The 23,129-nt window shown below is 55.7% G+C and carries 23 protein-coding genes, 1 tRNA gene and 1 riboswitch; of the genes, 11 read left to right on the top strand and 13 right to left on the bottom strand.

Going from position 1 to position 23,129, the window contains the following annotated elements:
- The first annotated feature begins 584 nt into the window (after positions 1 to 584).
- The gene (locus tag ABWV79_RS14070; RefSeq protein WP_353392661.1) at positions 585 to 1,010 is read left to right on the top strand and encodes a GFA family protein; all 426 of its coding nucleotides are present in this window, start codon (positions 585 to 587) and stop codon (positions 1,008 to 1,010) included.
- Between the two features lie 230 nt (positions 1,011 to 1,240).
- Here the strand turns inward: ABWV79_RS14070 and ABWV79_RS14065 are convergent, their stop codons facing one another.
- Genes ABWV79_RS14065 through gntH form a run of 3 tightly spaced genes read right to left on the bottom strand, consistent with a single transcriptional unit; the run spans position 1,241 to position 5,531 of the window.
- The gene (locus ABWV79_RS14065; RefSeq protein WP_353392660.1) at positions 1,241 to 2,464 is read right to left on the bottom strand and encodes a HupE/UreJ family protein; all 1,224 of its coding nucleotides are present in this window, start codon (positions 2,462 to 2,464) and stop codon (positions 1,241 to 1,243) included.
- Between the two features lie 52 nt (positions 2,465 to 2,516).
- Positions 2,517 to 4,283 carry a hypothetical protein gene (locus tag ABWV79_RS14060; protein ID WP_353392659.1) on the bottom strand — a complete coding sequence of 589 codons (1,767 nt, stop codon included), beginning with the start codon at positions 4,281 to 4,283 and terminating at the stop codon, positions 2,517 to 2,519.
- Between the two features lie 54 nt (positions 4,284 to 4,337).
- Positions 4,338 to 5,531, bottom strand: coding sequence for a guanitoxin biosynthesis MBL fold metallo-hydrolase GntH (gene gntH, locus ABWV79_RS14055; RefSeq protein ID WP_353392658.1), 1,194 nt, complete (start codon positions 5,529 to 5,531; stop codon positions 4,338 to 4,340).
- A gap of 125 nt (positions 5,532 to 5,656) precedes the next feature.
- Here gntH and ABWV79_RS14050 point away from each other — a divergent pair, with 125 nt between their 5' ends.
- Both ABWV79_RS14050 and ABWV79_RS14045 read left to right on the top strand, forming a co-directional pair.
- Positions 5,657 to 6,226, top strand: coding sequence for a TetR/AcrR family transcriptional regulator (locus ABWV79_RS14050; protein ID WP_170756182.1), 570 nt, complete (start codon positions 5,657 to 5,659; stop codon positions 6,224 to 6,226).
- A gap of 318 nt (positions 6,227 to 6,544) precedes the next feature.
- On the top strand, positions 6,545 to 7,423 hold the full coding sequence (locus ABWV79_RS14045; RefSeq protein ID WP_353392657.1) for a hypothetical protein: 879 nt from the start codon (positions 6,545 to 6,547) through the stop codon (positions 7,421 to 7,423).
- Positions 7,424 to 7,795: 372 nt separating this feature from the next.
- On the opposite strand, the gene ABWV79_RS14040 is transcribed toward ABWV79_RS14045, so the two are convergent.
- The 3 genes from ABWV79_RS14040 to ABWV79_RS14030 all read right to left on the bottom strand — a co-directional run bounded on the left by ABWV79_RS14040 (position 7,796) and on the right by ABWV79_RS14030 (position 8,954).
- Positions 7,796 to 7,942, bottom strand: coding sequence for a helix-turn-helix domain-containing protein (locus tag ABWV79_RS14040; protein ID WP_353392899.1), 147 nt, complete (start codon positions 7,940 to 7,942; stop codon positions 7,796 to 7,798).
- 33 nt (positions 7,943 to 7,975) lie between these two features.
- On the bottom strand, positions 7,976 to 8,494 hold the full coding sequence (locus tag ABWV79_RS14035; protein ID WP_353392656.1) for a hypothetical protein: 519 nt from the start codon (positions 8,492 to 8,494) through the stop codon (positions 7,976 to 7,978).
- A 384-nt stretch (positions 8,495 to 8,878) separates the two neighbouring features.
- Positions 8,879 to 8,954: transfer RNA gene (locus tag ABWV79_RS14030), tRNA-Lys, on the bottom strand.
- Between the two features lie 211 nt (positions 8,955 to 9,165).
- Here ABWV79_RS14030 and dapF point away from each other — a divergent pair.
- Both dapF and mtaB read left to right on the top strand, forming a co-directional pair.
- Positions 9,166 to 10,008: a diaminopimelate epimerase gene (gene dapF / locus ABWV79_RS14025; protein ID WP_353392655.1), complete on the top strand. Its 843-nt coding sequence runs from the start codon at positions 9,166 to 9,168 to the stop codon at positions 10,006 to 10,008.
- The gene (mtaB, locus tag ABWV79_RS14020) at positions 10,005 to 11,261 is read left to right on the top strand and encodes a tRNA (N(6)-L-threonylcarbamoyladenosine(37)-C(2))-methylthiotransferase MtaB (RefSeq protein WP_353392654.1); all 1,257 of its coding nucleotides are present in this window, start codon (positions 10,005 to 10,007) and stop codon (positions 11,259 to 11,261) included. Before dapF ends, mtaB begins: the two co-directional genes overlap by 4 nt.
- A gap of 142 nt (positions 11,262 to 11,403) precedes the next feature.
- Here the strand turns inward: mtaB and ABWV79_RS14015 are convergent, their stop codons facing one another.
- From ABWV79_RS14015 to petA, 3 genes are read right to left on the bottom strand one after another with little or no spacing between them, the layout of a single operon-like run.
- The gene (locus ABWV79_RS14015) at positions 11,404 to 12,189 is read right to left on the bottom strand and encodes a cytochrome c1 (RefSeq protein ID WP_353392653.1); all 786 of its coding nucleotides are present in this window, start codon (positions 12,187 to 12,189) and stop codon (positions 11,404 to 11,406) included.
- A gap of 17 nt (positions 12,190 to 12,206) precedes the next feature.
- Positions 12,207 to 13,538, bottom strand: a complete 1,332-nt coding sequence (gene petB, locus ABWV79_RS14010) for a cytochrome b (protein WP_353392651.1) — start codon at positions 13,536 to 13,538, stop codon at positions 12,207 to 12,209.
- An 11-nt stretch (positions 13,539 to 13,549) separates the two neighbouring features.
- Complete coding sequence (gene petA, locus ABWV79_RS14005; RefSeq protein ID WP_170355724.1) at positions 13,550 to 14,134, bottom strand: ubiquinol-cytochrome c reductase iron-sulfur subunit; 585 nt, start codon at positions 14,132 to 14,134, stop codon at positions 13,550 to 13,552.
- A gap of 490 nt (positions 14,135 to 14,624) precedes the next feature.
- Between petA and ABWV79_RS14000 the strand changes: the two genes are divergently transcribed.
- The gene (locus ABWV79_RS14000) at positions 14,625 to 15,068 is read left to right on the top strand and encodes a c-type cytochrome (protein WP_170355723.1); all 444 of its coding nucleotides are present in this window, start codon (positions 14,625 to 14,627) and stop codon (positions 15,066 to 15,068) included.
- Positions 15,069 to 15,070: 2 nt separating this feature from the next.
- Here the strand turns inward: ABWV79_RS14000 and ABWV79_RS13995 are convergent, their stop codons facing one another.
- Positions 15,071 to 15,685: an FMN-binding negative transcriptional regulator gene (locus ABWV79_RS13995; protein ID WP_353392649.1), complete on the bottom strand. Its 615-nt coding sequence runs from the start codon at positions 15,683 to 15,685 to the stop codon at positions 15,071 to 15,073.
- 55 nt (positions 15,686 to 15,740) lie between these two features.
- Positions 15,741 to 15,889, top strand: a riboswitch (FMN riboswitch).
- A gap of 68 nt (positions 15,890 to 15,957) precedes the next feature.
- Between ABWV79_RS13995 and ABWV79_RS13990 the strand changes: the two genes are divergently transcribed.
- From ABWV79_RS13990 to cobO, 5 genes are all read left to right on the top strand, one after another.
- A complete protein-coding gene (locus ABWV79_RS13990; RefSeq protein ID WP_353392648.1) occupies positions 15,958 to 16,398 on the top strand; it encodes a 6,7-dimethyl-8-ribityllumazine synthase in 441 nt (146 codons plus the stop codon).
- Positions 16,399 to 16,522: 124 nt separating this feature from the next.
- Positions 16,523 to 17,623, top strand: a complete 1,101-nt coding sequence (gene aroC / locus ABWV79_RS13985; protein ID WP_353392647.1) for a chorismate synthase — start codon at positions 16,523 to 16,525, stop codon at positions 17,621 to 17,623.
- Positions 17,607 to 18,281, top strand: a complete 675-nt coding sequence (locus ABWV79_RS13980) for an HD domain-containing protein (RefSeq protein ID WP_353392646.1) — start codon at positions 17,607 to 17,609, stop codon at positions 18,279 to 18,281. The genes aroC and ABWV79_RS13980 overlap by 17 nt, the downstream gene beginning before the upstream one ends.
- Positions 18,282 to 18,313: 32 nt before the next feature.
- On the top strand, positions 18,314 to 19,249 hold the full coding sequence (locus ABWV79_RS13975) for a DMT family transporter (RefSeq protein WP_353392645.1): 936 nt from the start codon (positions 18,314 to 18,316) through the stop codon (positions 19,247 to 19,249).
- Positions 19,250 to 19,307: 58 nt separating this feature from the next.
- Positions 19,308 to 19,907, top strand: a complete 600-nt coding sequence (cobO, locus tag ABWV79_RS13970) for a cob(I)yrinic acid a,c-diamide adenosyltransferase (RefSeq protein ID WP_353392644.1) — start codon at positions 19,308 to 19,310, stop codon at positions 19,905 to 19,907.
- A gap of 53 nt (positions 19,908 to 19,960) precedes the next feature.
- On the opposite strand, the gene ABWV79_RS13965 is transcribed toward cobO, so the two are convergent.
- From ABWV79_RS13965 to ABWV79_RS13955, 3 genes are all read right to left on the bottom strand, one after another.
- Positions 19,961 to 21,529: an alkaline phosphatase D family protein gene (locus ABWV79_RS13965; protein ID WP_353392643.1), complete on the bottom strand. Its 1,569-nt coding sequence runs from the start codon at positions 21,527 to 21,529 to the stop codon at positions 19,961 to 19,963.
- Positions 21,530 to 21,662: 133 nt separating this feature from the next.
- Positions 21,663 to 22,028 carry an SPW repeat domain-containing protein gene (locus ABWV79_RS13960; protein WP_170355715.1) on the bottom strand — a complete coding sequence of 122 codons (366 nt, stop codon included), beginning with the start codon at positions 22,026 to 22,028 and terminating at the stop codon, positions 21,663 to 21,665.
- A gap of 107 nt (positions 22,029 to 22,135) precedes the next feature.
- Positions 22,136 to 23,086 (bottom strand): AraC family transcriptional regulator, encoded by a 951-nt coding sequence (locus ABWV79_RS13955; RefSeq protein ID WP_353392642.1) that lies wholly within the window; start codon positions 23,084 to 23,086, stop codon positions 22,136 to 22,138.
- Between the last annotated feature and the right edge of the window lie 43 nt (positions 23,087 to 23,129).

Here is a 23,129-nt window from a genome sequence, read left to right as displayed (position 1 = left end):
TCAAAACTGGGTTTGGTTCAGTCATTAGCATGCAACGTGGAGAAAAACAGCTTCGAGCCCATAACGAACACTCATCCGATGTCGTTTTGCCGCTCTGCAAAGTATCGCTGCCATTAGCCAAAGCAAACTTCAGAGATGGAGAGGCAACGTACGGCCGAAAAAACAGTATTGACGCTCTTAATCTGCAGTCTAATTCGTTGGCTACCCTTGCAAAAAGCAGACTGCCTTTGTGATCTAACACTTTACCTTTACGGTCACTTGCGGTCCAAGAGTAAGGTACTCACGTTGCTGGTTCGTCGGTAGTGAGTGACGTTGAGCCAGCCTAGTCTGCACGGCTTTTAACGCTGTCTGAGTGGGGCCTCGCGTGCGGTAAACTATCCCCAACTCGGCCTCGCGAGGTTTCAGACACCGCTTGAGAGGTTCCCGATGGAACATAGTACCGGCCATCCAACCAACGCTGTCGGACGTCTGTTTCAAGCCCGAATTGACCTTGAGCTCCGACGTTTTCTGCTGATGAAACGTCCAAAATTACCCAACTAAAAAACAACAGATTCTTATGCTTAGGGAGGTTAGGAGAAAAACGAATGGCGACGCGCGGGTATTGTCTGTGTAAAAAAACAACCTGGGTCTTCCAGGGTAATCAAACATGGGCATGCTATTGCCACTGTGATGACCGTCGTCGGAATTGTGCGGCGCCGGTGGTTGCGTGGCTTGGTGTGCCGATAGAGAACTTTGAGTGGACCGGTGACAAACCCCGCACTTACGAAAGTTCCAAAGGCGTTTTCCGGCACTTTTGCGGGATTTGCGGGTCACCCATTGGATTTGAAGCCGATCACTATCCGGGTGGTATGCACCTTTATGCTGCGTCACTCGAAAACCCGGAAGATTTCAAACCGACTTTTCATGTAAACAAGCAAAGCAAGCTGCCTTGGCTTCAAATGAATGATAATCTCGACGCGTTTGAAGGCACATTACTAAACACTCCTAACGACCCAGACGGATATCAGTAGATGGGGAAGTCACCCGATTTTCTATATGGCAGATTAGTCCTGATCCTGTGAGTTGGGACAGACACAAATTGTGGCAGAGCAGCGAATGGCCGCTAAGTCCGCAGAGCAGACACTCATTTAAGTTGCAGCGAAGGTCCGCTTCGAGCCCCCAATCTGTCTTATGCTGCGGAACAGCCGAATGTCCACTTTTCTCCCAGGCGACCATCACGGCACGCGCCATCGCAATGACCTTAAGCCAACGAGGAATAAACCTCGGCAACTCGCTGAAAGGTCCAAAAGCAAGCGATAGCCGCACATCCACCGGCCAAGCCCACACGTAGGTACATCCAAAAGCTGGAGTTCACGCGTCGACACATTATCAAGGCAGGCCAGAGCGCAAGAATAATGGCGACTTGGCCAAGCTCGACGCCAAGATTGAAGGCAAGTAGGCTTTGCCAGACGTTTGGGGAGGTGACCTGCAAGATCTTGTGCAACACAAAGCTAAACCCAAGCCCATGCAAGAGACCAATCTGCGTTGTCAGAAGCACCATCGTGACCTCAGAACGCGCGTTGTCCTTGGAAGTCATAAACGCCGCTGCGGCTGCAAAAATGATAGAAAGCGCGATCCCGGTTTCAACGGCAGGAACAAACCAAGCGCCTGATGGCACAAACCCAAAAAATCCCAGCGACAGCGTTACGCTATGCCCCACGGTAAAACCGGTTGCACGCAGTAGTAGCGCCCGGAGAGTTTGCGCCCCAATGACCAGGCACACAACAAACAGAACATGGTCCAACCCTTCGAGGATATGCCGTATGCCTTCCCAGACAAAACTCAGGAATCCTCCGTAGCCTTCTTGCTGAACCTCCACAGGTTCGGTCATCAGGCCCCGAGACCGGAAAATCTGTGGTGTCTCGGACGCGTAGTCGAGAATTAGGTTGGCCGTTTGGTCTTGATCCGGCAAGCCGGGGTCTAGCACGTTAGAAATGCTGTACGATTGGACCGGGCCGTCAGTGTCATAATGCAGGACGAGATCGACAATTGTGTCACCAACAAAAAGCGGCGGCGTTAAGGCCGTTTCGGTGTCCACGGCCTGTTGAGCTTCGGCCAAAGTTGCAAATCCGGGCTCATTTCCAACTCGATGCAAGCGAACGGACTCAACTGTTCCTCTTAAGCGCTGATTGTCGACTAACAGATGCAACCCACCTTCAGCGAATTGCCCCAAACCATTGGGATCGCTCACGACAGCCTGCAAGTCGACAAAGTGGACTATTTGACCGTCGCTCTTGGCATTGGTCGTGAATGGTGCAGCTTCTGGTAAGGCATCACCATCCTGATCACCGACCTTGTCTGCAACCAGATAAGGCATGGGCGTGCGGATGTAGATACGCAGACCGTCTTCGAAATGCTCGACATGCGAAATTCGAACGTTGAGGTTAAGTAAAAAATGCGCCGAGGCTGACAGAGTCAGTGACAAAAACACACCGACAAACAGAGCGCCGAAAGCAAAAACCTTTGGTCTTGAACACTTATGCATTTGGATCGCGAGCCTCGATTACAGTTAATCCATCCAGCTTCCATTGCCCTGAATCAGGTGTAACCTCGGCCAGCACCCGGAACGTAACGGCGCGTATGTGGGCGTGCCCCCAATGACCACCCTTGGCTTTCACTGTCCATTTGGCCAGAGTGCTGAATCCGCCCGGTTTGAGGGTAGGGTCAACGCGCTCTAATTTAAGGTCTCTAATATCGGTAACTGCGGCGAGACTCCCTCCTGGCGTTCGGATCACGAGCCCGCGTTCCACCTCTGTTGCGATGTCGCCCAGAGACGCTGCCGTTACAATGTGGGCCAGCTCTGCCTTTCTTGCTGCCGACGAAGTTTCCAGGGTCACCGTGTTCAAGTTTTCGACCATCGAGCGCAGTATATCTTCCGCAACCTGTGGCTCAGGGGGGGTAGGCTTCTTCCAAGGTAGTTCTGGCAAATATCCCGAAAACGCGACGGTTGCTGAAGCCGCGACAATCATGGTTGCGCAACTGGCGTGCTTTGCAACTCTGCCTCTGCACAGTAGGAAAAAACCAAGTGAGACTGCACTGACAATCCCAGTGATCAAAGCGACTACCGGGTACTGCTGCGTCTGCCGCTCAACTGGAACCTGAATAACAGATGCTTTTTCGTATTGGAGCAAGTGGTTCCGCCAGTGGAACTGTGGATCCGCTGGTGTCACAGCCCCAAAGAACGGCCCGGCGATATCGTTTGAAATGGTCGCGACGCGGGTAATTTCCTCGTCAAACATATCCCATGTTACTGTCACCTGTTCGGGAATTTCTGCCGATGAGAAAGACAGGATAGCTCCGATAAACGCATTGTTCACGGACACTTCCTTTCCAGGCTCGACAACCTGAAATCCCTGCGATGTTAGTTCGAGGAGCTTTGCGGTTACGTTTGACGGTTGCACTGATTTGCCGTCAATTGTCACCGGGTTACGTGAAGCCAGGAAGGACGCCGCCTGGTTTACGATCAAGGCGCTGCGCTGTGGCGAAAGTGTTTGCCCCACTTCCGTGCTTTCACCAATCCAAGGCGCCAATTCACGCAGGCGGATCAGCGTCTCGTGTCGAACTTCTCGGGGTTCGATATAAAGAAAGGTTGAAGTCCCGTCCTGCGCTTTTCGATTCAGACTTGCTGCGGAAAATCGGGTTTCCCAAGGGTCAGGCAAGTGAATCTTTAACTCTGCTGGCTTTGACAGAAAGCGGAAATCCGTGACCGGAACCTCTCGGTCAAAAACCTGCATCCCGATTGTCACCAGAGGTTCGCCATCCCGCATTGGAGGCATTATAGTCAGCTCTTCGGGAAGTGAATTTTGAAACGGAAAGAACACTTCGACGAACAGAACACGCGGATCTTTTGGCGGGCTGGGGACAGTTTTGCCCGAGAATGGATCGCGCTGACCTGCAAGCGGTGAGGCCCGGTCTATGCGCGTTCGGTATTCTAACTTTCTGATTTCAGCGTGTAGGGCCTGTCCGTCCCTTGCAACAATAGACAGCGCCCGACTTTTGGCTTGGGCAGAACCTTGATCGGACTCTTGTTCAACCTCCGGCCCACCCTCGACGAAACCGGATGACAAACCGATTGGAAGCATATCCGCAAAGAACGGAATATCTTCGACATAGACCTCAAGGTCGACGTAAACCCCATCATCTTTGACATGAAGGACAGCAACATTGGGTGCGACTTCCGAACCGTTTGTCAAAACGACATCTGCTGAAACGGCCAGTGCACTTGAGACCATCACGCTCAGCATCAGGAATAATCGGCACAGATACCGCCAAATTGGAATTTTGTTCACCCCTGAACTTTAGTTTTCCGGCATTGGCGGTGGCGTGTAACCATCCCATTTGCCGGCTTGAACCTTTTCAGAAGGCTCTTTTTCTTTTGAACGCGGTGCATTGATGTATTCGTCGCTGACAGCTGGTGGTAGAGCATATTCGTCAACACTCGCTTCCCGAACAACGATCTGATCCTTAGTTACGTTTATCACCTGTAGATCTCGCGCCAGCGTGAGCGGTCCATCGTATGTCGAACGGACACCTTCCAGGATTGCCTGATAGTTTTCGGGCGAAAGAACAGAGTGATACCCTAGGGCCATTCGTGGCTCGACAGCGGACATAACTTTACCGAAAGCCGCAGGTTCCGTGTGAACGCGCGTAGCTACATAAGTCGCCTGTTTCATGTCCCAGCCAAAATAAGGGGCTAGCGCATCCGGTGGTAGAAACGCCTCGTGAGAAGCGAGGTCCGCCCCTTTGGCATATTCTACATACCATTTGTTAGGGTATGTATCGCCACCAAAGACGTATTTCAGCCCATTCCATTCCAGAGAATAACTTACCGAGCCATCTAAGCTGTGGATAGCAGGCCAGGAACGGATAGTTACGTCGTTCTCCTGATAAACAATCTCGTTTTCCTGCATGTAATCGAATTCAGTGACTTCGAGCTTGGCGCCATCATCCGGCAGCGCCCCCGTACGTGTGGCCAAGTCCCAAGCATAGGCTTTAGACATGCCCTCAACATAGGCTTTAGTGCCCAGTTCATCTTCTGATCCGGAAGGGCCGAAGATGCGGAGCGGGGTATATCTACCTGAAAGCCAACCCCCAACGTGGAGGCCCATGAAGTCTCCAACGTGATCAACATGCAAATGGCTGAAGAAGACCTTGTCGATCTTTGCGAAGTCCGGTCGCAGCGAGAACAGGTTTCCCGTTGCGCCAGTTCCTACGTCAAACAGAAAGACGTCCCCATTCCCAAGTTCCACATAAAACGAAATCGAAACGGCTGCCTTGGTTTGGTTTGGCATCCCCGTACCCAATGCCGTGATACGCATCTCATCCTCGCCGAGGATTTCAGTGTTGGGAAAGTAAGACGCGGGATATACACCGTTTTCGATTTCAGTGGCACTCCGACCCGTCGGCAAGGCGTTTTGCGCCGTGGCTGTGCCAGCCAGCGTCATGCCTAATGCCATCAATGTGCCGGCTGCGGTTTTCATTAAGTTATTCATTGATCCCCCCTTCAAAGCGAAGCCTCGTAAGAGAACACGAAACCGTGAACCTCCTGTTCACCATAGACATCTCTACGGTAAGTCCATAGACTGCTCTATGTCAAATAAAGAATGCTATAATCTGAATGTCAGAATCTATCACTCGAAACTCACCAAGAAACGCCGCGACCAAGGAAGACTGGATATTGCTGGCCTACAAAGTACTCAATGAGGGCGGCGTTTCCGCGATAAAGGTCGTGCCAATGGCAAAGCGACTGAACCTGACAAGCGGTAGCTTTTACTGGCATTTCAAGAACGTCCGAGAGCTTTTGGATGAGGTTCTCAGATATTGGGAGCAGGAACTGACTGACAAAGTGATCGCACAGGCAAAGACATTTGGCGGTCCCCCGGAAGACCGCATTCTTCTTCTTATGAAAAAGGTCATAGAAGAGGACGCCGCCTTGCCGGATCACGCTGTCTCAGTGTGGGCGAACACCGATGAGAAGGTGAAAGAATCGTATCAAAGAACCATCGGCAAACGGTTCCACTTCGCCGCCTGGATGTTTGAACAGGCCGGGTTTTCGAAAGAAGAAGCGAAAGCGCGCGGAAGACTGATGGTCACTTCGCTAATGGGAGACTCTTCGACCGGTCTGAAAACGCAAGGCGATTGGGAAAAGGTTATAGAACGGGAACACGCAATTCTTGTCGGAAAGTAGAAGATAGAAAAAGAAAGTTGCCCGTCACTGTAAGTTTGCTCGAAACGGACAGACAATTTTTAATTCCCTGTAGAAACAGCTCACGCAACAATGCCAGAAACCGACGTTCAGTCTGTGACCATCAAGGTTCGCTTTGTCCGCAATTCGGACATCGATCGATTTTCTCCAAATAACCGCTCTGCGGACTTTCCGAACTTTTGCTGCGGCTGCGCCAATGTCGGCTTTCTGGTAGTGTTTTAAACTGGGTAGTTTTCACCTGAACCATAAACGTATGAGTTTTGGAACGTCTTGCGGTGCAAAGAAAAATCGGAAGTAGGCATGCTTCGGCTCTTCAGGCTTCAAGGCTCCCTTGACACCGCTGACGATCAAGCAAACGTTTCTAAAATGGCTAGCATTGACTCTGAGTATTTTGGCAATTCCGATCAGCAACGTCTGCAGATGCGTGCAGACAATCTTTGGAAACTTTTGCGGGACATCCCCGACTATGCTTGTCACGGTCGCGTTGTGGCGCTAGCAAACTATTCCGAGCACAATCTTGAACAGCAAATTGCGCTTGCGCGTCTGCAAGGGGTCGGGTTGGTCGACCGGATGCCGCGGGAACATCTCGCCAAGCGCCGCGCAGGAATAGAGAACGCAGGTCTAGTAACGGATGTCTACGACCGCTGGGAAGGCTCTCAAGCGACGTTTGAAGCTACCGATGCAATTCTTGCTAAGCGTAGTTTGTCCGCTGATCTGAAGGTATGTGCCGTAACCGCAGACACTTCGAAAGAAGATTTGAAAAAACTCGATAGTCTTACTCAGAGTTGCGACGTGCTGCTTCCCATGGGCTCATTCCTTCGAGGTTTCGAACGGCCAAGCATATTTCTCTACGCGAAAGACCCTGACGGACTTGTCGTCGGAGCCGCCGCAGCCATGGCGCAATTTCACGACGACCACGACAAGGGCAGAATGGTGTGGTGGGGTATGCTCTCAACAGATCTCAATCGACGCGGAGAGGGCATCGCGTTGATATTGGGTGCCATGGTATTGCGCGATGTTCGACAGAAACTTGGATTCTCCGAATGTTTCACCGGCATTCGCGCAGGTAATTTGCCATTTGAGGCGCTTTGCTCGAAACTCGCATTGGCCCGAACAAATGCGGTAGATTTGCTCGCTATCAACCCAGAGTCGATTGGAGGTGGCCAAATGACCAAGTGATCAGGGCTTATCCGCTCAAGTCCGCGCTCCGCGCCCCCATCCAAAAACTATACACCTAAAACGCTCGTTTTTGGTACTTAGGGCAAAGTCACCAAAACGTTGAAATATCTAGTGTATCAAACCCTTGGTAAATCTGCCTTTGGTTCTTTTTTTGGCGCCCTTCGAAAAGCGGACGTTGGTGCGATGCAAAGCATTCGACCCATTGGGCTCGAAATAGGTATTCTCTGCGGTACACGTGATTGACTGATGGCAGCCCAAACCGGACCTTCATCGTCGGGCTTTGCAAACTCCGAAATGCGGACAAAGTTGCCGTAGGCTCAATGGTTGTTGAGGACCGATCTCAGCCCAATGCGGTCACGGGAAGACCGCCAATTACACTGTACGATACTGCCCCGGAGGGCACCCATAGAACTTTCTAAAAGTGCGGGCAAAGTGGCTTGGAGTTGAGTACTCCAGCAGTGTCGCAATTTCAGAAACCGACATTGGACTTTCGGCCAAGTACTCGGCTGCGCGCCGCATTTTTGCAGAGACGGCAACCATCTGACTTCAACTTCAAGCAACGGCGCGACGGCGCCCAAACTCCGAGCGCATCTTTTTGAACGCGTAAGCTGTGAACTTGTCTATTGCATCGCGATCAAGCGCCTGCTTCTGCCAGACGGTTTTGCCATACCAGCCGCCCGCATATTCTTCGACAATTCTAGAAACTTCAAATGTGTGCTGGGCGAGGGCTTGTTGAAATGCCACTCGCTGTGCATCGGTTGAAAAGCGTCGATCCTCGCCAGTGTGATTGGCGAGTTCCCGGCTCAGATAGTAGTCTAGAGAGCGGTACGTCAGCCGGGCAAAGAAATCCCGAGCGAGTCTTGCAAAAGCATCGCCCGCGGCGAAACTCGCGAGTGCTTGGCGAATTTCTTGCGGTGTCGGTTCAAACAGGGATGGCAACCGGTCGTGCAGCTGAATGGAAAGGCTTTCCAAGAGCGCGGCCTTCGCCAATTCTCCTGCATCTGAGGAACTTCGGAGATCGAAGCTCCTGCCATCAACGGCAAGATCCAAACCGGCCAGCAAGCCGGTCACTGAACCGAGTTCCGACGTCGCAATGCCCAAGTCAGCCAAAGCGTCTTCGAAGCCCGGAGCCCTTGAAAGCAAAGGCAGCCTCACGAGGAGATCACTTACAAACTGAAACCTGGGGTCACGACTCGCCCGTGCGAGATCGCGCTAAGATGCATCCGCTGCGGCCTCGGCGATCTCTTCGACTGACGCATCGGTTGCGATCAGATCAACGACCTCGCGCCACTTCCTGGACCGAGGCAAAGTGCCAAGCCTGATGTGCCCCATCAGTTCCTCCCTTGCCTGAAGAGTCATGCAACCATCAGGCGAATGTAAATGGAAAAATGGCGGCCTTCGCTTACCCGAAGCGAGTGTTCGGCATGAGATCGCCTCGTAAGTCTTTGAAAACAGTGGTGAGCCGTGCAGGATTCGAACCTGCGACCCACTGATTAAAAGTCAGTTGCTCTACCAACTGAGCTAACGGCCCACTCTTTTGTTAGGATCTTTCGATCCGTGGCGCTCTCTAAGGCATTTTCCCGATTGGGTGCAAGTCCTTATTTCACGCCTCGTTTCGCCTGTAATTTCTTAGGTTCCGGCGACCCGATAGGCGGCCTAATTAGGCAGGGGACGCTGGGGGGTCAACCCCTTTTTTCAGGAATCTGCGCGATAGGGTGGATTCATTTCAAAGGCAGGGTTATATGCCCGCCATGCAACGAATACTGACCTCGGGTTTGCCCTTCATGAAGATGCACGGGCTAGGCAATGACTTTGTCATTGTGGATGCGCGTGCGCAAAGCATTGACCTAACACCCGCCCTGGCAAAGGGAATCGGGCACCGTCAGTTTGGCGTCGGCTTTGATCAGTTGGCAGTCATCGAAAACGGCGAATCGGATGCGCATCTGGTGTTCTACAACGCGGACGGGTCGACTTCGGCCGCGTGCGGCAATGCCACGCGCTGCATCGCCCGCTTCCTGATGGAGGAAACCGGCAAGCCCGAGCTGACCCTGACGACGGAACGCGGCACGCTTTATGCGCGCGACGCGGGCGACGGGCTGACCTCGGTCAACATGGGCCCACCGCAGCTGGAGTGGCACGAGATTCCGCTGGCTGAAGAGGTTGATACGCTGGAACTGCCTATCGAAGGCGTTCCCTCGGCAACCGGAATGGGCAATCCGCACTGCACATTCTTTGTGGACGATGCCGAGGCCATCCCACTGGAAGAATTCGGATCGCGCTACGAATATCACCCGCTTTATCCCGAACGCACGAACGTTCAGGTGGCGCAGATCATCGGCCCCGATCACGTCCGTATGCGCGTGTGGGAGCGCGGCGTGGGCATTACGCTGGCCTCGGGCTCGTCTTCGTGTGCCACGGCGGTGGCGGCTGCACGGCGCGGCTTGACCGGGCGCAAGGTGCAGATCGAACTGGACGGCGGCACGATCTGGATCGACTGGCGCGACGATGGCGTTTGGATGACCGGTCCCACTGCCCATGTCTTCTCGGGCACGCTGACCCCTGAGTTTCTGGGGACTCTGGGATGAGCGCGCCCAAGTTCACCACTCTGGGCTGCCGCCTGAACGCCTACGAGACCGAGGCAATGAAAGAACTGTCGCAACAGGCGGGTCTGTCGAACGCCGTGGTGGTGAACACCTGCGCCGTGACGGCCGAGGCCGTGCGTAAAGCCCGGCAGGAAATCCGCAAGCTGCGTCGCGAGAACCCCGATGCACGTCTGATCGTGACCGGCTGCGCTGCTCAGACCGAACCCGAAACCTTCGCCAAAATGGACGAGGTCGACGCGGTCATCGGCAATACCGAAAAAATGCAACCCGACACCTGGAAAGGCATGGCCGCCGATTTCATCGGTCAGACTGAGGCGGTACAGGTCGATGACATCATGTCCGTGACCGAGACCGCAGGCCACTTGATCGACGGCTTCGGCACTCGTTCGCGCGCCTATGTGCAGGTTCAGAACGGCTGTGACCACCGCTGCACCTTCTGCATCATCCCCTATGGCCGCGGCAACTCGCGTAGCGTCCCTGCGGGCGTGGTGGTGGACCAAATCAAGCGGCTGGTGGACCGGGACTATAACGAGGTGGTGCTCACAGGCGTCGACCTAACCTCGTGGGGCGCCGATCTGCCCGCACAGCCCAAGCTGGGCGATCTGGTGATGCGCATCCTCAAGCTGGTGCCGGACCTGCCGCGCCTGCGGATCAGTTCGATCGACTCGATCGAGGTGGATGAAAACCTGATGCAGGCCATCGCGACCGAACCGCGTCTTATGCCCCACCTGCACCTGTCGCTGCAGCATGGCGATGACCTGATCCTGAAACGGATGAAACGCCGCCACCTGCGCGACGACGCCATCCGCTTCACCGAAGAGGCCCGCAAACTGCGTCCAGACATGACCTTTGGCGCGGATATCATCGCAGGCTTCCCCACCGAAACAGACACGCATTTCGAAAACTCGCTGAAACTGGTCACGGATTGTGACCTGACCTGGCTGCATGTCTTCCCCTACTCCAAACGCGAAGGCACGCCCGCGGCCCGCATCCCGCAGCAGATCAACGGCACCATCATCAAAGCCCGCGCCGCGCGCCTGCGCGCTGCCGGAGACGCTCAGGTCGCGAAACACCTGACCGCACAATTGGGCAAAACCCATCACATCCTGATGGAAAACCCACATATGGGCCGCACGGAACAGTTCACCGAAGTCACCTTCGATACGCCCCAACCCGAAGGTCAGATCGTAACCGCCTCGATCACCGATTACACGGACAGCCAACTCAAAGCCTGATCCGTCCTTCATCTGGCTAAAAATACCTCGGGGTTGAATTGGCCGCAGGCCAAGAAGGGGCTGGCCCCTTTATCCCGCCAGAAACAAGAAACCCCCGCAACCGGATGGCGCGGGGGTTTTTAATTTCAGCGATGCAAAAGCCTTAGTGCTGACGCTTGCCTTTGACACCGGCCCACAGGCGTTTGTTCACCAGATACAGCAGCACCGACAGAACCGACAGGAAGATCACGCCGACAAAGCCAGAGTACTTACGCTCCATCATCTTCGGTTCAGCCGTCCACATCAGGAAGGCAGCGATATCCTCGGACATGGCCTCAACCGTCGCCGAGTGACCATCGGCGAATTCCACCTGATCCTCGGACAGCGGCGGTGCCATCGAGATCCAGCCGCCAGGGAAGGCTTTGTTCTCATAGAGAACGGTGCCTGCCTCTTCCTTTTCCTCACCGGTATAGCCATCCAGCAGGGACGCGATGTATTCAGCTCCACCCATGCCTTTGAAGAACTGGTTGATCCCCAAGCCGTAAGGGCCGTGGAACCCGGCGCGGGCCTTTGCCATAAGGCTCAGGTCAGGTGCGCCAACGCCAGTGTTAGCCGGGAAGTGATCGGTTGGGATCGCAGGACGGAAATCATCCAGTTCCGGATCGAATACTTCGAAATTCTCTGCCGAATAGGCGATGACTTCTTCTTCCGAATATCCCAACGCTTCCAGATCACGCAGAGGTACATATTGCAGACCGTGGCAAGCCGCACAGACTTCGGTATAGACCTGAAGGCCGCGTTGAAGCTGGTTCTTGTCCCAGGTGCCAAACGGCCCCTCGAATGAAAAGCTGAAGTCCTCGATATGCTGCTCGCCGCCGCCTGCCGCGAAGGACGCAGCAGGGGTGAGGGCCAGAGCAAACGCGGCACCGATTGCAAGTTTCTTGAACATGTTTCCGGTCCCTCTTCTTACTCGGCCGGCGTGGCTTCGGCGTCAGCCTTGCCATAATGCGCGTTGAAGTCTTCTTCGATGGTCTCGGGCTGGGCCAGAGGTTTCTCGATCACACCAAGGATCGGCAGGATCACGAAGAAATAGGCGAACCAGTAAGCCGAGGCGATCAGCGAGAAGGTCGCATAGGGCTCCTCGGCGGGCATCGCACCCAGCCACATCAAGGCAAAGAAATCGACGATCAGCAGGTAGAACCACCATTTGAACATCGGACGGTATTTGCCCGAACGCACGCTGGAAGTGTCCAGCCACGGTGCCAGAGCCATCGCCAGGATCGCACCGAACATCGCAATCACACCAAAGAACTTGGCATCGATGATGCCGCCGGTGATGAAGCTTGCGAACTGAACAACCCAAACCTCACCGGTGAAGGCCCGCAGGATCGCGTAGAACGGCAGGAAGTACCATTCAGGCACGATATGTGCAGGTGTGACCAGCGGGTTGGCCTCGATATAGTTATCGGGGTGGCCCAGATAGTTCGGCATGAAGCCTACAACCGCCCAGAACACGACGAGGATCACGGCCAGCGCAAACAGATCCTTGATCACAAAATAGGGCCAGAAGGGCAGCGTGTCTTTCTCGGCATCGGCTTTCGACGTGCGGCGAACCTCAACACCCGTGGGGTTGTTGTTGCCGGTGGTGTGGAAGGCCCAGATATGCACGATGACCAGCGCCGCAATCACGAACGGCAGAAGATAGTGCAGCGAGAAGAAGCGGTTCAGCGTAGCGTTGTCCACCGCGGGTCCGCCCAGCAGCCAGGTCTGGATCGCATCACCAACGAAGGGGATCGCGCCAAACAGGCCGGTGATCACGGTCGCACCCCAGAAGGACATCTGACCCCAGGGCAGAACATAGCCCATGAAGGCAGTACCCATCATCATCAGGTAGATCAGCATCCCGATGATCCACGTAATCTCACGCGGGGCTTTGTACGAGCCGTAGAACAGGCCACGGAAGATGTGAATGTAGACCGCAACAAAGAACAGCGATGCGCCATTCATGTGCAGGTAGCGCAACATATAGCCGCCATTCACGTTGCGCATGATGTGCTCGATGCTGGCAAAGGCCAGATCAACATGCGGGGTGTAGTGCATCACCAGAACGATACCGGTAATGATCTGCAGTGCGAGACAGAAGGTCAGCACGATACCCCAGATCCACATCCAGTTCAGGTTCTTGGGGGTGGGGATCATGAGTGTATCGTACAGCAAGCCGACGATGGGCAGGCGGCTGTTCAGCCACTTTTCGCCGCTTGTCTTCGGCTCGTAATGATCGTGGGGAATTCCGGACATTTGGGTCTCCCTTAGCCGAGTTTGATGGTGCTGTTGTCCGTCCACTCAGCGGGCGGAACAGGCAGGTTTTCAGGCGCAGGGCCCTTACGGATACGACCGGCAAGGTCATAGTGCGAACCGTGGCAGGGGCAGAACCAGCCGCCAAAGTCACCGGCATCGCCCAGCGGCACACAGCCCAGGTGCGTACATACGCCCATCTGAACCAGCCAGGCACCGGGGGCTTCGCCCTCAGGCGAGGGCATGACGCGGTTTTCGTCGGTCGCGGGCGCATCAGCCGGTTGGTTGAAGTTGCGCGCCAGCGGATCGGGCAGCGCATCCAGACCTTCGGCGTCCTGCTCTTTGGCCTCTTGGATCTCGGCACCGGTGCGGTGCCGGATAAAGACGGGTTTACCCAGCCATTTCACAGTCAGCTGCGTCCCCGGCTCAACGCCGCTCACGTCCACACGGATCGAGGACAGCGCCTGAACGTCTGCCGAGGGATTCATTTGGTTGATCAGGGGCCATACGGCTGCACCCGTCGCAACGACACCTGCGCCGCCAGCGACGTAGTAGAGGAAATCTCTGCGGGTGCCTTCGTTGTCTTCTGCGTGGGACACGAGGTTTTCTCCGATTCCGGCGCCCGGAGGATACCGGGCAAACATGCATCAGCACCGCATCAAAGCGGCGTCTCATCGCGGCTATCTAGCCGGGAGAAATCGGTTCGTCCAGCGGTCATAGGCGCGCACTACGCCGCATCTGGGCATTCATGTCACTACGTCAGGTACTTTTTTCAAGGTTGGAGCTGATATTAGCCAAAGGATTCGAGCACAAGGGCCATGTCTCCGCTCAGGTGATTCGCGCTAATAACGGGCAGGTCCACGCGCGAACCGTCAGGTTTTGCAAAGCAGAAACCGAAGAAGCCAAGCTTTCAAGAATATTCCCAATTCTTGCCTTATTTTCTTCAACTTCAGTTAGATTCAGAGCGTATAAATTATTGAATTAAAATTAGATATTTCAAAATGACCCCATACGCTCGGAATTTGATTGCACTTGGCAAACGAATGCAAGAAGGCGCGGGTCAGGACAACTTTTAGCAGGACTTTTCCCATGCCACAGACTTCACGGATCACGCTGCTTTTCGCTTTGTTGCTATCGACACAGGCCCTCGCGGCCGGAGATCCAGCCAAGGGCGAGGCGCTTTACAACAGGTGTTCCTCTTGCCACGCGATCATCAAGGATGGTGAGGTCTTGGTCAAAGGAGGAATCACCGGACCGAATCTCTTTGGTGTTGTTGGGCGCATAGCTGGTACCGAAACCGACTACCTGAATGGCAGTGAACGGCTGCCGATCGGAATGTTCACCGACGACATGATCCGCGCGGGCCAGGAAGGGCTGGTCTGGACCGAAGACAGCATCGCCGCTTATTCCAAAGATCCGATTCGCTTTATTAAAGACTATCTTGACGACGAAACGGCCCGTCCCAACATGAGCGTAAAGCTGAAAAAAGGGGCCGAGGACATCGCGGCCTACCTGGCAACGTTCAGCGACTGACCCTAGCGCTGACCCCGCATCAGCGCGGTCAGCCTCGAAAGCTCTGAACCGATCCCCTCTGCCACCTGATCCGCTGCGGCCAAGCGCACGGCTTCGGGTTTGTTCTGGTTCAGCTTCCATGTGCCCTGAATTTCGTCGACTTGCATCCGGCACGGCACGATCATGCGCATCATCCGGTCCAGTGCATCAGGGGTCATCTTGCCGGTTGTCCAAGCTGGTTTAGGCAACAACCGCTGCTCATAAAAAGCCGACTGACGGTCCAGAAGATCCCGTAATTCATCATGCGGGCGTAGTTCCAGCTTTCCCGTCAAGTGAACGGCGACATAGTTCCAAGTAGGCACCTGATCTTCAACCCCGTACCAATTGGGTGAGACATAGCCGTCCGGACCGGCGACGGCGATTTTCGCGGCGCGCGGGACTGTCAGCGCGCGGAAAATCGGGTTCGACCGCACAATATGCAATTCTGCGACCGTGCCATCTTCGCTCAACAGGAAAGGCACATGACTGATCAGCGGAGCGCCTTCGGTGGACAGCGCCAATACGCCAAAGGCCCGCGCGCGGGCAAATTCGACGCTTAGGGCCTGATCTTCAGAGCGGAAAGCCGGGTTTGGGTGCATATCAAATCTCCTAACGGAACGCCTTGCAGATTCGCAGCGATCTTGGCAAGGTCCGCGTCGTTCTCAGGGCGGGGTGAAATTCCCCACCGGCGGTATGCGGGCGATGACCCGTAAGCCCGCGAGCGGCCTCGGTACACGAGGTGACAAGCAGATCTGGTGAGAAGCCAGAGCCGACGGTTACAGTCCGGATGAAAGAGAACGCGCAGCGTGCCCCTCGGCGCGGCTGCTCGTGATCGCCTTGGGTGACGTGTCTGTTTACGTAGGAGATCATGATGACACACACCCGCTATGCTTTCGTCAAAGCCAACTGGCATTCCGATATCGTTGATCAGGCGCTGGAAGGGTTCCTGCAACTTATCCCCGCCGACCAGATCGACGTGTTTGACGTCCCCGGCGCGTTCGAAATGCCCCTACTGGCCCGCGACCTGGCGCAAACCGGGCGCTATGCGGCCATCGCCTGTGCCGCTTTTGTGGTGGATGGTGGCATCTACCGGCATGATTTCGTGGCGCAGGCCGTGGTCGATGGGTTGATGCGCGCCGGGATGGACACGGGCGTTCCGGTCCTGTCGGTCTCGCTGACCCCCCATCAATATCAGGAAACTGACCACCACAACGCGATCTACCGCGCGCATTTCGTGGAAAAAGGGCGCGAGGCCGCGCAGGCTGCACTCAAAATCACCGAAACCCGCGAAAAAGTTGCGCAGGCGGCCTGATCTTCATCTTTTCGCAAATACTCAAACGCGCTGCCCACAGGGCAGCGCACCCCGCCCCAACCGCAAATCCGCTTGAGGCCAGAGGCTCTCCCCGCTAATCACAACCCTCAAAGGAGCACGCCCCATGTCGATGAACAGTTTCGGACACCTCTTCCGCGTCACCACTTGGGGTGAAAGCCACGGCCCCGCCTTGGGGGCGACGGTGGATGGTTGCCCTCCGGGCGTTGCGATCGACGAGGGTATGATCCAGCATTGGTTGGACAAGCGTAAACCGGGTCAGAACAAATTCACCACCCAGCGGCGCGAGCCCGATCAGGTCAAAATCCTGTCCGGCGTGTTCGAGGGGCAGACAACCGGCACGCCCGTTCAACTGATGATCGAGAACACCGATCAACGCTCCAAAGACTACGGCGATATCATCGACAAGTTCCGTCCGGGTCACGCAGATATCACCTATTGGCAGAAATACGGCATCCGCGACTATCGCGGCGGCGGGCGTAGCTCGGCGCGCGAAACCGCATCTCGTGTTGCCGCTGGAGGATTGGCGCGCGAGGCCATCAAACAGATCGCGCCAAATGTGCAGATCACCGGCTATATGACCCAGATCGGCCCACACAAAATCGACCGCGCCAACTTCGACTGGTCGCAGATCGAACAGAACCCGTTCTGGACACCCGACGCCCAAGCCGCTGACGACTGGGCCGCCTATCTGGATGATCTGCGCAAATCCGGCAACTCGGTTGGCGCTGTGGTCGAAGTCGTCGCGCGCGGCGTCCCCGCAGGGATCGGCGCGCCGGTTTATGCCAAGTTAGACACTGATCTGGCCGCAGCGATGATGTCGATCAACGCCGTCAAAGGCGTCGAAATCGGCGAAGGCATGGCCGCCGCAGAACTGACCGGTGAGGCCAACGCCGATGAGATTTTCATGGGTCAGAACGGCCCGCAATACAGCTCCAACCACGCGGGCGGTATTCTGGGCGGCATCTCGACCGGACAGGACATCGTTGTGCGGTTTGCGGTCAAGCCGACCTCCTCCATTCTGACGACGCGCAAGACGATCACTAAATCGGGTGAGGAAACCGAGATCATCACCAAAGGTCGCCACGATCCCTGCGTCGGCATCCGCGCCGTCCCGGTGGGTGAGGCGATGATGGCCTGTGTGATCCTTGATCATCTGCTGCTACATCGCGGCCAGATCGGAGAAAACCGTGGACATATCGGCTGACCTGCGCGGCCGCTTGCGCGGCGTCGTCGCGCAGCGCATGGAAACAGACCCGGCCCATGATCTGGCCCATCTGGACCGCGTCTGGGTGAACGCACAGGCCATTTCTGATGACCGGACAGATATGACTGTTCTGCTGGCGGCCAGCTATCTGCACGATCTGGTAAACCTGCCAAAAGATGATCCGGATCGCCATTTGGCCTCACGTAAATCAGCGTTGGAATCAGAGCCTATTCTGGGGGGTTTGGGTTATAGCCGCGCCCAGATCGACGCCACCAAACATGCCATTGAGGCGCATAGCTTTTCGGCAAATATTCCGCCCGAAACGCCCGAGGCCCGCATTCTGCGCGACGCCGACAGGCTGGACGCATTGGGCGCCATCGGGATTGCACGGAACTTCTCGGTCTCGGGCGCTTTGGGGCGCACTCTGTATGATGCAGCTGATCCCTTTGCCGCTGATCGCACGCTAGATGAACTGCACTTTTCACTGGACCATTGGAAAGTGAAATTGCTGAACTTGTCCGACGATATGCTCACCGAATCCGGACGGCAGATTGCAAAACGCCGTACCGCGCGGATGATCCGGTTTCTGGAAGACTTCGCCGAAGAAATCGGCAGTGAACTACCCAGTACATGGACAAACGGCGAGGCCACCCGTTGATCTTTGCCGACTAAAGGCGCAGGGTTCGGCCCATGGCAAAATCCTTAACATCGCATCGACCCGTCTTGGCGGTGGGTCTAAAGCTGGGCGCTTTGTTCCTGTTCACGGCGATGGCTGCAGTGGTCAAAGCGGTGTCGGATGACTTTCCACCCGGCGAAATCGTGTTCTTCCGATCACTTTTTGCGATACCGGTCGTCGTTGGCTGGCTGCTTTGGCGCGGAGAACTGGCACAAGGTCTAATCACCAGAAAACCCATGGGGCATTTCTGGCGAGGGGTTCTGGGAACGTCAGCCATGGGACTAACCTTCACCGGTCTGGCTTTACTGCCCCTGCCTGAGGTTACGGCGATTGGGTATGCCACACCGATCTTCACCCTGATTCTGGCGGCCTTCATGTTGGGCGAACGTATTCGTTTGATCCGCATCGGCGCAGTCAGTCTTGGGCTGCTCGGCGTATTGATCATGATATGGCCCCGGCTGGGCGGCAACAACATGGAAAGCACAGCGGCGATCGGGGCGCTTTGCGTTTTGGTTGCGACGATGGCGCGTGGGTTTGTACAAATCCACATCCGGCAATTGGTGCAGGTCGATCACCCCGCCGCCGTGGCCTTTTACTTTTCACTGACAGCAACCCTTTTATCGTCCTGTACGGCCTTGTGGGGCTGGACGACACCAACCCTTGAACAGACTCTGACAATGGCAGTTATAGGAATAACAGGCGGTGTTGCTCAGATTTTGGTGACCACGTCTTACAAGTTCGCGCAGGCGTCCATGCTGGCGCCTTATGACTATACAACGATGCTGTTTGCCGTGGTTATCGGGTACGTTTGGTTCGACGAACTGCCCACACTCGTCATGTTGATCGGTGCCACTTTGGTAATTGCGGGCAACGTTGTGGTGATCCTACGCGAACGTCAGCTGGGCTTGGAACGCAATAAAGCCCAATCTGCAACCGATCCCAAGACCTGATCTTTACCTTTGCCGAACTTCACCTAGGTTGGGCGCAACAGAATGAAAGGTTCCTCTCATGAGTGACGCGCAGGATCACAAGGAAAAGATGCAAAAGGTGCAGGCCCAGCACCGCAAGAAAGTATCCGAGGCCGTAGACCCGGATCGCGGGTTAGTCTTGATCAACACAGGCAAGGGCAAAGGCAAATCCTCGGCTGCGTTTGGTGTAGTGATCCGGGCGCTTGGCTGGGGTCAGAAAGTGGCCGTGGTGCAGTTCATCAAGGGCAAGTGGAAAACGGGCGAGCGCCGCTTTTTCGAAGAGCGCGATCTGGTCACCTGGCACACGATGGGCGAGGGCTTCACCTGGGACACGCAAGACCGCGAGCGTGACATCGCCGCCGCCAACGCGGCCTTTGACAAAGCGCGGGCGTTGATGGCCAGTGGCGAATACGACCTTGTGGTGCTGGACGAGATCAACATCGCCCTGCGCTATGAATATCTGACGGAGGATCAGGTGATTGACGGTCTGAACGAACGGGCAGTCAAGACTGGCGTGTTCCTGACGGGCCGCGACGCGCCGCAAGCCCTGCGAGACTATGCCGATCTGGTCACGGAAATGACCGAAGAAAAACACCCGTTTCAAGCTGGCATCAAGGCCCAGCGCGGCGTGGACTACTAAACATTGGGATGAAAGAGCGCCCCCGATCATAAGTCAGGGGCGCTCTGATCCTATCAAATTGCGCGAGACTTCGGGTCCAGCGTGATCGACCAAAGCTCGGTATCGGCACGGTCCATCAGGCGTACAGTCATCTGTTCGGTTGCACCGTCGATATCCACCAATCCAAAGAACTGAAGGCCAGCGCTGGGCGGCAGGTTGGCACCCTGATCCTCAGTCGGGGCTTTGACAAATTTGACCTCGGGACCAAAGGTCCCATCCATCGCGTTCGGACCAAAGGTTCCAGCGTGCAGCGGGCCCGAGACGAATTCCCAGAACGGCTCAAAGTCCTGAAATTGCGCTTTGTTAGGGTCATAGTAGTGCGCAGCAGTATAGTGAACGTCAGCCGTGAACCAAACCGTATTTGTGATCCCAGCAGTTTTGATAAATCGCAGCAGTTCGGCAATCTCCAACTCGCGCCCTTTGGCTGGGCCACTATCGCCGTTCGAGATCGCCTCGGCCCCGGACTTTTCGCGCCAGTTGTCCCAGACGATCAACCCAATCGGCATGTCGGACGCGATAACCTTCCACGTCGCCTCAGATGCGGCCAGTTCGCGTTTCAGCCAAGCCAGTTGCTCGGCCCCCAGAATGCGGGACTGATCGTTGATCTCATCCTCCATCGAGGCACCATTCGGCCCGCGATAGCTGCGCAGGTCCAAAAAGAACACGTCCAGCATCGGCCCATATGAAATCTTGCGATACACCCGCCCCGGCTCGGCCGGGGTGATGCGCAGCGGTGTCATCTCGTGGAAGGCGCGGGCGGCGCGGGATTGCAGCACGTGGACTGACTTCTCGGTATAGCGGTCGTCCGAGATCAGATCTTTCGCATCCGACCAGTTGTTCACGACCTCATGGTCATCCCACTGAAAAAAGGTCGGGCAGACGGCGTTCATGGCGCGCACATGCTCGTCCATCATGTTGTATTTCCACTGACCACGGAATTCGTCCAGCGTTTCAGCCACTTTGCGTTTCTCGTCGATCAAGGTGGTGTTTTTCCAGATCAGTTGATCATCCTTGACGACCTCAACTTGCATCGGACCATCGGCATAAATCGTGTCGCCCGAGTGAATGAAGAAGTCAGGTTTGTGCTGCGCCATGGTGGCGTAGGTGCGCATTCCGTCGTCGTCGATCCCCCAGCCTTGACCGGCCGTATCACCCGACCAAGCAAAACGGATATTCCGGCGTGAGGTCGGTGCAGTCCGAAATTGGCCTATAATAGGCTCTGATACAGCGTTAATGTCGTTCAAATCCGCTGCGGTAAACCGATAGAAGATGTCCTGATCCGACGGCAGCCCGTCAACCAGTCGCTTGACGGCTAGATCGCTGTTGGGGATTGCATCCATCGGAGTCAATTTGCGCGCATCAGCAAAGCTCTCGGTAGTGGAAACTTCCATCATCACGCGGGCGGGACGATCCGTGCGGGTCCAGATCATACCCGAGGTGGTGTCAACATCACCCGACTGAACGCCGTGGGTGAAAACCGGGCGCGAGGATGCGCGGCTGATGGCTGGCATGGACAGTGATGCGGCGAAGGCGGTGCTGCCAGCCAGAAAGGCTCGGCGGTTGGGGCGTAAGATTCGGGTCATTTGGGCTCTCCTGTCTGGTGGCCCTTAGGGACCACGCGATTGGTGAGCGGCAGTGAGCCGCCTGTTTGTAAAACAAGCGGCTCAGATTTTTGAAAGTATCACGATGATATTGTGACACTTGTGGATAACGCATTCACGCTGTCACACCCTCTTCCGGCGTGCTGAGCGAGATGACGGCGACCACCGCAGCGCCGTTTAACCAGTAGAATACCGCATCCAGGCCCGAAAACCCAAACAGGCTGGGCGCAGCCAGAAATGTCACTCCGACCAGAAGATCCACGGCCAGATGAAACTTATAGGGTAAGACGCGCCAGATCCCCAGGTGATGGTCGGTCAGAACGGTAAGCACAAAAGCGGCAACGCCAGTGACGACCGACAACCACAGCGCCAACGGATTGGATTGACCCAGCCCCAAAAGAAAAGGCAGCGTCATCAGGGCGATAGCGACGGGATAGTCCAGATAGGCATGGATATTGCGCGTAACGAAACGAACAGACATTATATTTCCTTTCCTTGCTTGGTATGGCTCCAAGGTAGGTCGGAAAGCCTGTACGTTTCAGTCCAGATCGTCCGCAAAAATTTGCAGATCGTCCAGAAATCAGGACATCAATGCATTGATCGATATGCTGCCGGCGACAGGCCGATCTGTTTCTTGAAGACGCGGGAAAAGGCTGCCTCGGATGCATATCCTACTTCGGCCGCCGCATCTGCCACATTCCACCGGTTTTCAGTCAGACCGTGGCAAGCGATCTGCATCCGCCAATCGGTCAGATATTGCATCGGAGTTGTCCCCATCTTCTCGGAAAACAGTTGCGCAAATGCGGTGCGGGACATTCCAGCCTCGCGCGCTAAGCTCTCAACACTCCAGTCCTGCGCAGGCGCCTGATGAAACGCTGTCAGCGCGCGGGACACACGCGGGTCAGCAAACCCGGCCAGCGCGGATTCGCTGGGGCTTTGATGTTCAAGATGGGCGCGGATGGCCTGCGCAAACAGAACTTCGGACAGTTTCAGCGCGATTAGATCGCCGCCAATACGCGTTCCACCAATCTCGGACCCAATCATCCGCAGGGTGGATTCGATCCAGGCCCCAGCTTCCTCGCCGTAATTCTCGATCAGGATATAAGGGGGCAGCCGGTCGATCAGCATATGTCCGGTACCCTGCCGCCCGGGTGGCCCAGTGAAAGAGAAATGCCCGCATATCAGCTGGGTATCGCGAGTCTTGTCCTCGCCGCCGTAGATCAGCACGCCATCACCCTGATAGCCTGCATCCTGCAGCACCTGTTCCAGCGGCAGCGCATCCAGCGGTTTGACCTCGTTGCACAGCAATGCATGGGCTGATCCATGCGGGATCAGGATCAGATCGCCCTGCTTCAGACGCAGCGTTTCACCTGTGTTAGAGACATGAACCTTCAGTTCACCGCGCTGCACAAAGTGAAACCGGGCTACGTTTTCAAAGGCCGGTACCTGAATGCCAAAAGGGGGCGTGAACGAAGTTCGGAAATAAAACGTACCGCGCAAAGACAGGCGGGTGAGGATATCGCTGAGAAGGTCCAACATAGACCTAACGTACAACCGTCTGCCAAAACATCCAGCAGCCCGG

The organism is Ruegeria sp. HU-ET01832 (assembly GCF_040371315.1).
GTDB classification, from domain to species: Bacteria; Pseudomonadota; Alphaproteobacteria; order Rhodobacterales; family Rhodobacteraceae; genus Ruegeria; species Ruegeria lacuscaerulensis_A.
The sequence above is the reverse complement of the archived record's forward strand: the minus strand, read 5'-3'. Positions and strand labels throughout refer to the sequence as shown.